We start from the raw sequence: 13,238 nt of genomic DNA on the forward strand, positions 1-13,238 counted from the left end.
TATACTAACAACTTATTTAACAATAATGGGTTGTCAGTTAAATTTTTCTTTGTTATAGTATTGAAAACGTTTCTAGCCACGGGGGTGCACCACAGAATGAAGGAGCATGATGCTATGATTAAGTTTGAAAATGTATGTAAAACGTATGCAGACGGATCTCAGGCTGTTAAAAAAATGAATTTTGAAATTCAAGCAGGTGAGTTCATCGTCTTGATTGGACCGAGTGGTTGCGGTAAGACAACGACCATGAAAATGATGAATCGATTAATTCCCCATACGGAGGGGACCATTTCCATAAGAGGCCAAGATATATCTCGACTTAATCCTGTTGAATTAAGAAGAAATATTGGATATGTCATACAACAAGTTGGACTTTTTCCTCACTATACCATTGAAGAGAACATCGCATTAATTCCCCATCTAAAAGGTTGGAGTAAAGAACAAAAACATCAGCGTGTTCAACAATTGTTGCAACTTATTGGATTAGACCCCAACCAATTCGCCAAAAAATATCCCCGTGAATTATCTGGAGGCCAACAACAAAGGATTGGTGTAGCTCGGGCATTAGCCGCAGATCCTGAAGTCATCCTCATGGATGAACCGTTCGGAGCTCTAGACCCCATTACGAGAGAACAATTACAAGATGAGTTGCTACGATTGCAGAAATCTCTCAAAAAAACCATTGTATTCGTTACGCATGATATGGATGAAGCGCTGAAATTGGGCGATCGCATCGCAGTAATCAAAGATGGAATGTTGCTGCAGATGGATACGCCAGAGAAGCTGCTTAATGAGCCAGCCCATGGATTTGTTGAACAATTTATTGGAAAGAATCGAATCTATCAGAATCCTGCATTTATTACTGTCAAAGATATTATGCGTGAGAATCCGGCTGTTGCTACACCCGACTTGTCCCCATCAAGAGCATTTGCTCAAATGAGGAAGCGAAGAACAGATACGCTAATTGTTGTCAATGATCAAGGACAATTTAATGGAATCGTGTCGGCATACGATCTACAGTCGCGCATGGAATCCATATCTACAATTCAAGAACTAATCATAGATTCTGAATTTTACCTAGATGAGACGGCAACTGCAAAAGATGCACTAATTGCTATTGATGATGCCAAACACGGTATCATCCCTATCGTAACAAGTGAAATGAATGTTATTGGGGTTGTAACAAGAGCGAGTCTATTAACAACATTTGCAGGGCACTGGGCCGGTAAGGAGGAGAACAATGAGGCAATCGCTGTGGGAACAACTCATTAAACAATTTAGCTCAAGATGGGAAGATCTGTTGGCTTCAATAGGAATGCATATCGAGCTTGTTCTAATCTCTATGCTGATTGCCATTATTGTAGGAGTACCTTTAGGCATATTAGTTTCTCGTGTTCCTTCGTTAAAAAGTTGGGTTATTGGTGGAGCCGGTATTCTGCAGACGATCCCCAGCTTGGCACTGTTAGGTTTTATGATCCCTTTATTTGGAATTGGTATCAATACAGCCATCGCTGCCCTCTTCTTGTATTCGTTATTGCCGATTATTCGGAATACGTATACAGGAATTAAGGATGTGGATGCTGCTACAATCGAAGCGGCCAGGGGCATGGGGATGACGGATATGCAGATTTTGTTTAAAGTCCAGCTCCCGTTAGCGTTATCTGTCATAATGGCAGGGATTCGTACGTCTACGGTTATTAATGTGGGTACAGCAACCCTTGCAGCCTTTATTGGTGCAGGTGGTCTGGGGGATTTCATCTTCTTGGGTATATCTAGAAATATTGATGCTCTTATTCTTCTTGGTGCTGTACCGGCTGCAATTCTCGCTTTAATCCTGGATTTCTTATTAGGCGTAACGGAGAAATGGACAACACCAAGAGGTTTAAAAAATACGAAATAAAAGGGGAGAACGAGAAACATGAAGAAACAATGGTTTATATTAGGTTTGATATCAGTACTTATGATTTCATTGATTGGATGCAGTTCAGGCAAAGAAAGTAAAGAGACCATCACCATTGGCTCTAAGAACTTTACCGAGAATATCTTATTGGCACATATGATGGCTGATTTAATCGAGAAGAATACCGATTTGGCTGTAGAGCGAAAAGTGAATTTAGGGGGATCCGATATTGCTTGGAAGGCCTTAAAAAGCAATGATATTCAACTCTATCCTGATTATACAGGTACTATCGTAGCTAACTATTATCAGCAAGAGACAGGAACTGCGGAAGAGACATTGAACAAAACACTTGATCTTATGACAAAAGATAAGTTGTCTTTTCCTGCAAATTTCGGCTTTAATAACACCTACACTTTAGCAGTAAGTAAAGAAACGGCTGCGAAGTATAACCTGAAAACGTTTAGTGATCTAGCGAAAGTAGCGAATGAGTTAGTATTGGGTTGTGAGTTCGAATTTAAGGATCGCCCAGACGGATATCCAGGACTAGAAAAGACTTATGGAATGAGCTTTAAGAAGGTGAATGCGATGGACCGAGGAATTATGTATCGATCACTGACTGATGGGCAAGTCGATGTTATTAATGCTTTCGCTACAGAAGGTCAAATCAAGGTTCATGATTTAGTAATATTAGAAGATGATCAAGGTTTTTTCCCTCCATACCATGCGGGAACAATCATTCGTGAGGATGTCCTGGCGAAGTATCCAGAACTAGAAAGTACATTAAAAAAACTTGAAGGTGTATTAGATGAACAAATCATGCAAGATTTGAACGCAAAAGTAGATTCTGAAGGCCTTAAGGCCGAGAGCGTTGCACGTGATTTTTTGAAAGAAAAAGGCTTGATGTAAACATGATATTAGAGCCCTTCATAGAACTTATGAAGGGCTCTTGTCCCTTCCAACATTACTCCGCCCGAATCGCGTGCTCCTCTGTTCCATTTTCTTCATAAATAATAAATTTTGAAGCTTTGGCAGGCGTATCTGCAACGAACTCCACCTCCACCGGCAAAGGCCGGAGGAAAAACCTTACTTCTGATGAAGGATATAGCTCCAGACGCATTTGTCCGTCAGCTTGAAGATACAGACGGTCCTGCTCTACAGTAATCCATGCAGCTCTGCCATCACTGAGTTGATAAGAACCTGTATAACGCTCATATATTTTCGGATCAACCTGTACCGCTCTTCTCTTCTCGGGACGTTCCGGAATATCAAAAGGCTGGTCGAACAAAATATGTTGAACTGCTGCAATGATACTTTGCTCAAATTCGTAATCCTGTTCCATATTGCTCAGGTATATAATCGTTTTGCTCTCGTCGATATAACGAATCATGAGTGTCGCATACCCCGGCCATCCACCGCTATGGCTAACGGTCATCCCCTTTTCCGCATTCTTTTCCAGAATCCAGCCGAAGCCGTAATCATACGTTTCTCCGTTATTCAACCGGACCGGCGTGAAGGCTTGCTTAAGCGTTTCTTCACTTAATATTTTATCCGAATATAAAGCTTGATCGAATTTCAGTAAATCCCCTATTGTAGAGTTCACTGTTCCATCTCCTTGAATGCCATCAAGGTAGATCACATACTGTGTCTCCAAAAGCTGTTCCGGAAGCACATATTCACCCGAAATCGCATCGTAAACATAACCATAAGCATATCCGGAAATTTTCTCATTCGAATATCTTCGGTTGTATACCCGCGAATTCAGCATACCTAGTGGACGAAACAGATACGTATCCATGTACTCGGCGAAGCTCAGTCCTGAAATCCGTTCTACAAGCAATGCGAGCATGACATACCCGGTATTGCTATATTCCCATTGTTCATTCGGTAAAAAATAACGCTCCGGCTTATACTCCATCAACAGGTTTAACACATCTTCATTCACAGCAATCTGTGTATGATCCCAATGCTCCTGGAACAGATCCATGTAATCGGGTAATCCTGAAGTATGGTTCAACAGATGCCGTACTGTAATACCGGGGTAAGGAAAATCAGGAAGCCATTGTTCGATGGAATCGTCATAGGCTAGCCGCCCCTGTTCTTCCAATAGCATGATAGCTACCGCGGTAAAAGGCTTGGATAACGAAGCCAGTTCGAACACGGAATCAAGCGTTAACTTTCTCTTGCTAGACAACTCCCCATATCCAAATACACCCTGATACAAAATTTCTCCTTGCTCGGCTACACATACCGCTCCGTTTATTTGTTCTTTTTCACGTAAAACGCTAAATAGCGTCTCTAATTGCTGCTTCTTCAATTTCATTTCCAATTCCCCCTTGAATTTAGTAAGTGAAATTAATTATTAAGGAAACTAACATATTCGACAAAAAAATCCCCCCACTGCTCCCAGCGTGCGGTGGGGCGTTGTATGTTCAGCGGTCGACCTAAGATCTGCTTAATTCCTGCTCCACAATTTCCTTTAATTTCAGTGTTAATTGCAGGAGCTGCTGGACCTCTTCAAACTCCATTTTCGCATAAAACCGTTCAATAATCTCTCTCTCCACCTTATCCTGCTTAGCAAAATAGGTGACTCCTTGCGATCCTATCTGCACAATAATTTCACGCCGATTTTGGAGATTAATCTCCCGCTTCACGTACCCCATTTTCTCAAGCTTGCCAATAATCTGGCTTACCGCACTAGAGGAAACCTCCATCTGATCCGCAATTTCCCGTACGGTCATTCTCTGATGTTTATGAATCAATTCCAGCAGCAATGCCTGTTTCGTTGTAATCTCATCGTCTAATAACGAGCGATATTCGTGCAGTAGCAGCGCGTTGATCAAATACTCGGCTTCATTCATCTCTTTAACACAACTTACAAAATCTTCATTTACATTATCCACCTTAAATCGTAAACCACCTTTATTCTTAAGCTGTCTAACATATAATAAAATAAGTTTTTAGAAATGACAAGGGCGAAATTGCTCTTCATCGATGGCGGCTGAGATATTCGAAGCGAAAAATATTGACCATTGGTATAATTATGCATAAACTTACTTATGTAAATAGTTTTTGAAAATATTGGATTTGTATCTGGGGGGTGATATCTTTGGAGCCTGCAGACAAGACGATCAGTGCAGAGTTAATACGCTACATAAAGAAAGAAAATATTAGCATCTCTTCCTTCGCAGATAAGTCGGGAATCAATTCAGGAACTCTTAGTAGAATCATCAATGGCAATCAATCCATTTCCGTATCACACCTTGATTTAATTACAAGAGCAATGAATTTGGAAGAAGGATACTTTTATACTTTATATGCAGATGAGTGCTTTATGCAATCATCACTTGACTGGAGACGGCTTGGGCCGTTTATCATGCGATGTGCCGAACTAGGTAAATTACAATGTATTGATCAAGTTATTGGTATGACGATGGATAATCTAAGTTATTCTTCTTTGCTTTTCGATAGTGCAGAAACACTATATCAAAACGAAAATAAAGAAGCGGCATTAATTATTTTCAAGACAGTTGCCGAAAGTGAAAAATACCAACACGCTGAGCGGTTGGCTTTGTGTCAATATAGGATATTTACATGCTCATTAAGTCAGGACCAGGAAAATAATCTGGAGTGCGCAGTACAATTTGAATCCTATGTTTCACGTCTTAGTGAATCAGAGCAATTAGATGCTTTGAAAGATTTAACAAATATTTTTTTGTCCTTACGAAAGTGGAATAAAGCAAGATACTATGCACAAGAAATGGGGCGTATCTCCAGGTATCTTTATGAACAGAAGAATTACAGAAAGAAACGTAACGGAAAATACATAGAGCCAAAAAAACCATTGTTTGGATACATTTTGTACTCTGATTTGCTGTTAGGCGCAATATCTGCTGAAAACGGCGATTACGAGCAGGCACTTTATTATCTATCATGTTATGAGGATCAAAGTTGGATTATAGAAACGGATGAATTAGCTGAACTTACAAAAAATCAATTCCGGGAATGGGCTATAGGCAACGGTTACCTGTATAGATTAATGACTGGAAATACTACTATACTTGATGAGTATGTAGAGTATATCTCCTCCCGAAAAGATGAGATTCTAAGAGCTTTATTTAAAATCGTTCAAGCAGCAAATTACTATCATTTTGATATTGATAAGTATCTTGAAAGGTTTGAAGATCTCATATCTGATCAACTCGAATTATCAGGAACTATCGGTAGTTACACAGTTCATATTATGGACGATCGCTTTGCAAATTTTCTAACAGATGTCGGTTTATATTATTTAAAAAAAGATAATATTAAAAAGGGTTTTAAATATATATTGGAAAGTTTGGTAATCTCGTTTAAAATTAACAATACAGCGAATATGGTGAGGTGCTGCAGCATGATAGAGAATATCCGACATAAGTTAGATAATTCCAATCTTCAAAAATACGCTGCAATTATGAAGGAGGTTTATAATCCAGATGAAGAAAAAATTAGCGGTACTCTCATTCATCATTAGTTTAGGAGTCGTCCTTATCTTACCCGTTAGTATAAGTTCAGCTGATCAAGCAACTTCAATTCCAAAAATCCTCTATTCCGCGAATAGCCATGGTGAGGGTGGTTGGTAATACATTATTTACAAATATAAAAATACTATCAAAGAAAAACGAGCCTTTATAATCCCTTCTAAGGCTCGTTTTGTGCTTAAGGAGATATATTTGTCTTTTTCAGTGGTGGCCTCATATAGCGCAAATTTCGGTTTTGAGCCAATATAAATATGAACATTTATGATAAGGTGCCCATAAATAAAACAGATACTTAAGCCCCGTGTTATAAGGAAATGATTTGTTTATTTTAAGCAATAGGCTTCATGCCTTCTCTATATTTAACCCTGTTATATCGATTAATTAGTTCGTCAAGATGCATAGATTGTTTAAGCACTTTGGGGTGCCGCAAACCATATTGCATTTCCAGTTGATACAGCAGTTGTCTAGACTCCTCTATGCGCTGCCGTATGACTTCGTCATGTAACATTTGATCGCCACCTCCTTATGTAATATTTTAGGATATAATGTAAAAATATAGATTTATAGATGTATTGCATTAATCTAATAGATGAATACGAATATGGCCTATCATTGTTCGGGAACAAAAAAAGACCAGCCGGTTTCGGCTGGCAAATGATATAGCTTAGCTTCTTTAGATATTAAAGATCGTATCCAGCACCGTGATTAAATGTCTGAATCGGAGGCTGTGCAGAAGAAGCACTTACAGGAATCGCAATCGACATAACTACAAGAGCAGTGGTCAACAGTACAACTAATTTTCTTTTCATTTCTTTTACACCTCACAAATTAATTTATGATATCTATGTTGTGCTTCTTTGGATGACACATGTCGGAACAGCTCAAACAGTCTTACATACTTGAGAATCGCATCATCATTATGAATTTCTATAGCCGTTTCCAATCCAATCAGTACACACTTTATACCAGTCTCATATCTCTCACGGTGCCAATAGTAAGTAGAAAGCTCGGTCAAGAGACAGGTAAATTTATTCATTAATACTTGATCGGTATACTTCCCTGTAGTTCCATAATTATCGATAAACAGAGTAATTTGTAATTCAAATTTTATAAGAATATCGTCTATATTAAAATCAAAGCGATTTGCTGCTTGAAGAATATTAGTTACTGCATGAATAATTTCATTTTCTTGCGATTCGATAAACGCTACATATTCCTGAAGCACCTCAATTTTTCCCATCATCAGATGACATAAGTAAGTGTTCGCCGTAGCCCACATTTTGAACTTCTCTATCAACTGCTTAGCCTCTTCCGTGTCCTCTCTCACCCAGTTCAGATCAGAATATAAGGGAATATACTGCAAGGCTTGCTCATAATCGCCGTATTCTTCACAGATAGCCGAACGCATTAAGTGAGAGTATACGATATAAGTAAACAACGGACGTTTAGGCTCTCGATGCTTATCGCTTCTTCTGGCCTGTTCATACCTATAATTGTATTGGATTAATGCCTTCTTTCCCATTATAGCGGCCATTCCATCCACTTTATCCCATTTTCTGAGAGAATAGTACATATTCACTAAATCCTTTAGCGCATCAAGCTGGTCTATAACATCCAGCCGCTCGACAAAACCCTCAAGTCTAGTAGCTGCCCGAAGATTCTGTTCCTGATCATGACTTAATGAGATGGTGAATAATCGATAATGGCAAAGAGCTAAGCGCTCGGAATGCTGATACTTCTCGCTTTCGGTAATACTCTCATAAATAATAGCCGCAGCAGCAAACTTGCCCTGGTTAAAGAAATCCTCAGCTGTATCAAAAAGCGCCGGAATGTAAGAAAGGTTATCCATCATGAGGTGAACGACTCGCTGAATACATTCTAGCTTGTCCAATTCTGTACAACGGTATAAGAATGGTCGCAAACGCCGCCAATTGGGGGATTGAACAAAGCATTCATCTACATATAATTCATAAAAACTGCCTTCGGGAAGTCCCATAGCCAATACAATCCGGTCTAGCTGCTGCATGGCAATAGGCCTGGTTCCCTTGATGATCGTACTGATCGTCCCGGAGTTAACCTTGGATACTTCTGCAAATTGATTAATCGTTAACCCGGTTCTATTCAGGTAACTTTCCATTTCTGATCGTATCGTGGTTGTATGTATCAAATCAAACAACCTCCAAATAAAACATTAACACTTGCAACATCCACAATTTAGTATAACATTCCAATATAAGTAATACTATAGATGATTTTTACACCCTGTCAATTAAATCTTAATGAGGTTAAATTACTTACCCTAAAACAAACAACTTTTTAAGACTATCTAATAAAGAAGTAGATGTAACTAACCAAAAAATTAATAAACACATTATTAAAGCAAAAACAGCATAAATTATTAATTTCCAGTTGAAATTCGATTCTACTTCCATTCCATATTCTAATTTTTTTCGTTTCCGCTTCTTATATTTGCGTGGTCTCCCTCTAAGCAACTCAACTTCCTCAATTTCATTCATACTCATGGTCTCCTCGCATTATCTAAGTTATTCTATTTTTTCAGTTTTTAAACACACTTCCTTCTATATCTTTTATCGTAATTTCATCAACTAAAATGGAGTCTTAATTATGTTTAGTCAAAAAAATTAAAAAAAGAGCCTCTCCCGCATTACACGGGCAAAAGCTCTACGTATTCCTCTATCATGTCTGATTTATAAGAAACGGGTCGAGTCAAATCAAAGCCATAACAAAACATCCAAGGTTGGAAGAATCTGTGGTTATTCTACACTGTTCTTGATATATTCCAGAAGCTCCACTACAATCTCCGATACGGCATCCTCTTGGGGCAATTGAATGAATTGACTTGCCCAAACAATGTCGTATTTAAACAATTCTATCAGTTGCACCATCGCTTCCGGATCATCTTGTTGTACAGCACGCACCAATGCTAGGAGCTCACAGTCTGGGACAACTGCTCTATCATTTTTCGTTTCCATTTATTCACCGCCTGTTGGCTCATATTTAGTTGAAGGGCGACTTCGGATTCGGTCTGATCTTGTATATAAAGTTTATAGATAATCAACTTGCCTTGAGGAGGTAGTGTATTGATGAGTTGTTCAATCATCATTCGATTCTCGGAGCCATCTGTAAAAGAGACATCCGTTCGCATATATTCTAAATCATAGAAGGAATACTCTCGTTTTCTAATCGTTTTGGCACGATATTGAATTCTCCAGCCAATACGGTCAACCTGGACCTTAAGACGTTCGTAGGCTGTCTGCTGTTTATCCATTGTACAATCACCTCTGTTTGGATTCATTTTTATATAAGATGAATTAAGATTCTTAGCCTAAGCATCACTATGAATGCAGATTATTCTTCCAATCGCTGTTGCCCCCGGATTTCTTTTATAAGTTTATTCAATCGTTGAAATCCGGGGACAGCTTATGCTTCCGATGCGAGCTTTCCTGTGGAAAGCTTTCGGGCGACCACTAACGTTTCTCCAGAATAATTCCGCCTTCTCCGTTGAAGTTTCTATTTCGGTTAATTCAATCTTATTAGACTAACCACAACAAAATGAGAACACCCGTTCTTATTAATTAACAATATACCACTATTTACTATTGGATTTCCACAGGAATTACTGATTTTAAAAAAATTCATCCTAACGGTTGTAATTTGTATATATGAATTACCTATATAGGTGAAGGCACCCGCAATAAAGAATAAAATGAACTTGGGAAGAGGTTCATTTTGATTTCTTCACTTCCCTTTTGCATGTAGCCTATCAATAAATGATAAAGGGAGATGTTTATATGAAAAAAGTACTGTATGTGCCATTAGATGATCGTCCGGTGAACCTGGATGATGTTATTGTTCAAGGAAGATCCGCCGGAATCGAGGTTATTACGCCTTGCATTAGCGATATTACTAACCGTTTGGATTCACAAAAAACAGCATCATGCTCCATTCTGGAAAGCACTTCTTCACCGATCTTTGGAAACATGCCGAACATCCGCCAATTTATTCTCGATCACGCAGACTCTGTAGATGGCTTCATTATTTCGGCAGACATGCTTGCTTACGGAGGATTAATCGGAAGCAGACGTCTGCGGAGCAGCGGGAGCGGAAGTTATCCCAACTACGATCCTTCCACAACAAATTTATTGGACGCTATTCGTCTGGTTAAAGAATCCTGTCCGAGTAAACCGGTCTATGTTCTGGATACGATTATGCGTCTGGCTACAACCACTTATGTTGAAGGTGTATTTCAGAACGCTTATGATGAATCCCGCAGCTTCATGAAACAACCACGTAAAGAAGTGTGTGATTTCAACGGAATTTTGAATGGCTATGACATAAAACCGGACGGCACTCCATACGAAAGCACAACCACCTTCAACAAAGAGCATTATTATGAAGCTCGTCGCCACAAATTCAAATCGAACTATTACATCCTGGATAAGCTTGCTCGATTAGGTTATATTGATTTTCTTGCGATTGGTGTCGATGACTCCTCTACGCAAGGCGTTCAGGCCAACGAAATCACCTTTGTGGAGGGCTATATTACAGCTTGTCTGGGGGGAACGGACGGACAAAATCCTGACCGTGTTGTCATTCTTCCTGACGCGGACGGCCTCGGCCATTCACTCATGGCCCGAATGGCCAATCATCTATTATGCATATCAGCTAAACCGAGATATACGGTGCAATACTTCGGACCACATGGTTCCACAATCATTAACCCTTACGAATATATGAGTGTGCATGAAAATATCAGCCATCACGTGGATATTGTAGGCGGCCAGCTGGTTAGTGATTGCCCTGATGTGGAGATCATTGCGGTTACAGACGTTAATCAGGTATCCAGTGCGGTAAGTCGAATTGAATCCAATGCCTCGAACCGTGTTCCGACTGTCGTCATTGATTTCGTCGCCGGAGGTGCCGCGAACTCAGCGGTTACAGAGGCGCTGCTCAGCAGTCCATCCACAGGACAAATTCTCGGATACAGTGGATGGAATACAGCCGGCAATAAGATCGGAATTGCGATCGGGATGGGGCAAGCCCGGTATGCGTACCTGACTACAGAAACACACTCCGCAGCCCTTGATGCGGCGGTAAACGCACACGGTTCGCTTTTGTTCAAGCGATTCTTGAAAGACTACTATTATAAGACGTTGACCATTGGAGAGATTCGGCAGTATTCCAGAGCCAATACTCTATATACGAACATTCCATACTCTGATGCGAATTTTCTGCTCTTCAATTCAGAGAGCGATTATAATTATGTGCTTAACGTCTTACAGGATCGAATGCAGACACACACAGGTACCCTTGCCTGCAAAAACGCCTTCCAAATTGGTCAGTCTCCTGCCTCATGCAGTATCCGCCAAATCTGCGGGGGGACATGGTCCTATGCGGAATATGCCAGTGCCTCAACCGCATTTGAGAACCCGAACTATATCTGGCATCGGGCTTTCGAGATTACTGTGAACCCTGAGGTTACATTGTCCTGATCTGGTCGGCCGACGTCATGCGACGCCGCACCACGCTCTGGATGACTTGCGCGATATGATCTATTTCGACGGTATCGAAATAGATCATTCGTATAATCCACCTATGCTTGGACCAGCGCAGGCAGATTGGTTATACTGGGGTTATCTAAGGATAGCAGACTCTTAGTCACCCTTCGTTCAGATAACCTATAATCCAAGTGGTAAACAGGGACGGAGCGTTGGTTCTATGAGTCTGGTATCACTCTCACTAAAGGAGCGGATATTATGCAATATCGCCGTCTTGGGCAGAGCGGACTCCTAGTCTCTCAATTGGGGCTCGGCACCAATGCTTTTGGCAAACGGGCTGACCAGGAAACGTCCAACCGTATTCTCCATCACGCGCTAGATCATGGCATTAATTTTATCGATACGGCCAACATTTACGCTAATACTGAATCGGAGCGGATCATTGGGGAAGCGCTGGCTAGCAGACGCCATAACGCCGTACTGGCAACAAAGGCCGGACTTCCAAGAGCTGACGGACCGAACGAACGGGGTTCATCGCGCTACCATCTCATGCAGGAGCTGGAGCACAGCTTACGTCGGTTAAAAACCGATTATGTAGACCTGTATCAAATCCATACATTCGATCCGAACACACCGCTAGAAGAAACGCTACGAACGCTCGATGACATGGTCTCTTCCGGAAAAGTGCGGTACGTTGGCGCCTCGAATTATGCTGCATGGGAAATCATGAAAGCGATCGGGATCAGCGAACGGAATGGTTATATCCGCTACACCTCCACCCAGACCAGCTACTCACTTGCGGACCGTACGCCAGAACTTGAGCTTGTTCCATTATGCTTGGATCAGGGTGTCGGCATTATTCCGTATTTCCCGCTGGCGGGTGGGATTCTGACCGGGAAATATAACAGCAGCAACGGAGAAGTCCCATCCGGTTCCCGGGCGGAAACCGACCCGAACTTCAATCGGTTCCTGGAAAGTAAGAACATCCAGCTTGGAGAGCAGGTAAGCCGTCTGGCTGAAGAGAACGGCCATACACCAAGTGCCCTTTCGCTGGCTTGGCTCATGAACCGTCCCGCTGTTTCCACGGTTATCGTGGGCGCTACTCGTACCGAACAGCTGGATAGCAATATGCAAAGCCTGGACATTCATATCGATCCGGAGCTTGGCAAGAAATTGGATGAAGTAAGTGATCCGTTTGTTCACGGAAAGCCGTTTGCAACGTATCGCTTAGAATAGATAAATAGGTTCACAATGCAAAAAGATGACTTCCGGATTGCTCCGTAGGAAGTCATCTTTTTTATG

At 40.9% G+C, this 13,238-nt stretch carries 14 protein-coding genes; 6 read left to right on the forward strand and 8 right to left on the reverse strand.

The features are described from left to right. The first annotated feature begins 114 nt into the window (after positions 1-114). From B9N86_RS24095 to B9N86_RS24105, 3 genes are read left to right on the forward strand one after another with little or no spacing between them, the layout of a single operon-like run. Positions 115-1,272, forward strand: coding sequence for a betaine/proline/choline family ABC transporter ATP-binding protein (locus B9N86_RS24095; RefSeq protein ID WP_208915631.1), 1,158 nt, complete (start codon positions 115-117; stop codon positions 1,270-1,272). After that, positions 1,241-1,900 carry an ABC transporter permease gene (locus tag B9N86_RS24100; RefSeq protein WP_208915632.1) on the forward strand — a complete coding sequence of 220 codons (660 nt, stop codon included), beginning with the start codon at positions 1,241-1,243 and terminating at the stop codon, positions 1,898-1,900. Before B9N86_RS24095 ends, B9N86_RS24100 begins: the two co-directional genes overlap by 32 nt. Positions 1,901-1,918: 18 nt before the next feature. Beyond that, positions 1,919-2,806, forward strand: coding sequence for a glycine betaine ABC transporter substrate-binding protein (locus tag B9N86_RS24105; protein WP_208915633.1), 888 nt, complete (start codon positions 1,919-1,921; stop codon positions 2,804-2,806). Positions 2,807-2,861: 55 nt separating this feature from the next. On the opposite strand, the gene B9N86_RS24110 is transcribed toward B9N86_RS24105, so the two are convergent. Next, the gene (locus B9N86_RS24110) at positions 2,862-4,220 is read right to left on the reverse strand and encodes a serine hydrolase (protein WP_208915634.1); all 1,359 of its coding nucleotides are present in this window, start codon (positions 4,218-4,220) and stop codon (positions 2,862-2,864) included. Between the two features lie 121 nt (positions 4,221-4,341). Further along, positions 4,342-4,800, reverse strand: a complete 459-nt coding sequence (locus B9N86_RS24115; RefSeq protein ID WP_244562833.1) for a MarR family transcriptional regulator — start codon at positions 4,798-4,800, stop codon at positions 4,342-4,344. 197 nt (positions 4,801-4,997) lie between these two features. Between B9N86_RS24115 and B9N86_RS24120 the strand changes: the two genes are divergently transcribed. Next, entirely contained in the window at positions 4,998-6,410 is a 1,413-nt protein-coding gene (locus tag B9N86_RS24120) for a helix-turn-helix domain-containing protein (RefSeq protein ID WP_244562834.1), read from the forward strand. A gap of 335 nt (positions 6,411-6,745) precedes the next feature. On the opposite strand, the gene B9N86_RS24125 is transcribed toward B9N86_RS24120, so the two are convergent. From B9N86_RS24125 to B9N86_RS24145, 6 genes are all read right to left on the reverse strand, one after another. Further along, complete coding sequence (locus B9N86_RS24125; RefSeq protein WP_208915636.1) at positions 6,746-6,925, reverse strand: aspartyl-phosphate phosphatase Spo0E family protein; 180 nt, start codon at positions 6,923-6,925, stop codon at positions 6,746-6,748. A 172-nt stretch (positions 6,926-7,097) separates the two neighbouring features. Next, complete coding sequence (locus B9N86_RS30720) at positions 7,098-7,226, reverse strand: hypothetical protein (RefSeq protein ID WP_280174957.1); 129 nt, start codon at positions 7,224-7,226, stop codon at positions 7,098-7,100. 5 nt (positions 7,227-7,231) lie between these two features. Then, the gene (locus B9N86_RS24130) at positions 7,232-8,584 is read right to left on the reverse strand and encodes a helix-turn-helix domain-containing protein (RefSeq protein WP_208915637.1); all 1,353 of its coding nucleotides are present in this window, start codon (positions 8,582-8,584) and stop codon (positions 7,232-7,234) included. Positions 8,585-8,711: 127 nt separating this feature from the next. Continuing rightward, on the reverse strand, positions 8,712-8,933 hold the full coding sequence (locus B9N86_RS24135; protein WP_208915638.1) for a hypothetical protein: 222 nt from the start codon (positions 8,931-8,933) through the stop codon (positions 8,712-8,714). A gap of 258 nt (positions 8,934-9,191) precedes the next feature. Further along, entirely contained in the window at positions 9,192-9,356 is a 165-nt protein-coding gene (locus B9N86_RS24140) for a hypothetical protein (RefSeq protein ID WP_244562835.1), read from the reverse strand. Between the two features lie 5 nt (positions 9,357-9,361). Then, positions 9,362-9,706, reverse strand: a complete 345-nt coding sequence (locus tag B9N86_RS24145; RefSeq protein ID WP_208915640.1) for a sigma factor-like helix-turn-helix DNA-binding protein — start codon at positions 9,704-9,706, stop codon at positions 9,362-9,364. Positions 9,707-10,229: 523 nt separating this feature from the next. On the opposite strand from B9N86_RS24145, the gene B9N86_RS24150 reads away from it, so the two are divergent. Continuing rightward, positions 10,230-11,930: a DUF4127 family protein gene (locus B9N86_RS24150; protein ID WP_208915641.1), complete on the forward strand. Its 1,701-nt coding sequence runs from the start codon at positions 10,230-10,232 to the stop codon at positions 11,928-11,930. 264 nt (positions 11,931-12,194) lie between these two features. After that, positions 12,195-13,172, forward strand: a complete 978-nt coding sequence (locus tag B9N86_RS24155) for an aldo/keto reductase (RefSeq protein ID WP_208915642.1) — start codon at positions 12,195-12,197, stop codon at positions 13,170-13,172. The last annotated feature ends 66 nt before the right edge of the window (positions 13,173-13,238 follow it).

This window comes from Paenibacillus uliginis N3/975 (assembly GCF_900177425.1).
Classification (GTDB): Bacteria; Bacillota; Bacilli; order Paenibacillales; family Paenibacillaceae; genus Paenibacillus_AQ; species Paenibacillus_AQ uliginis.

Excerpts from the sequence above, each read along its gene's own strand:
- B9N86_RS24110 (WP_208915634.1), bottom strand. The coding sequence starts at position 4,220 with ATGAAATTGAAGAAGCAGCAATTAGAGACGCTATTTAGCGTTTTACGT.
- B9N86_RS24125 (WP_208915636.1), bottom strand. The coding sequence starts at position 6,925 with ATGTTACATGACGAAGTCATACGGCAGCGCATAGAGGAGTCTAGACAA.
- B9N86_RS24095 (WP_208915631.1), top strand. The coding sequence starts at position 115 with ATGATTAAGTTTGAAAATGTATGTAAAACGTATGCAGACGGATCTCAG.
- B9N86_RS24155 (WP_208915642.1), top strand. The coding sequence starts at position 12,195 with ATGCAATATCGCCGTCTTGGGCAGAGCGGACTCCTAGTCTCTCAATTG.
- B9N86_RS30720 (WP_280174957.1), bottom strand. The coding sequence starts at position 7,226 with ATGAAAAGAAAATTAGTTGTACTGTTGACCACTGCTCTTGTAGTTATG.
- B9N86_RS24100 (WP_208915632.1), top strand. The coding sequence starts at position 1,241 with ATGAGGCAATCGCTGTGGGAACAACTCATTAAACAATTTAGCTCAAGA.
- B9N86_RS24150 (WP_208915641.1), top strand. The coding sequence starts at position 10,230 with ATGAAAAAAGTACTGTATGTGCCATTAGATGATCGTCCGGTGAACCTG.
- B9N86_RS24135 (WP_208915638.1), bottom strand. The coding sequence starts at position 8,933 with ATGAATGAAATTGAGGAAGTTGAGTTGCTTAGAGGGAGACCACGCAAA.
- B9N86_RS24105 (WP_208915633.1), top strand. The coding sequence starts at position 1,919 with ATGAAGAAACAATGGTTTATATTAGGTTTGATATCAGTACTTATGATT.
- B9N86_RS24145 (WP_208915640.1), bottom strand. The coding sequence starts at position 9,706 with ATGGATAAACAGCAGACAGCCTACGAACGTCTTAAGGTCCAGGTTGAC.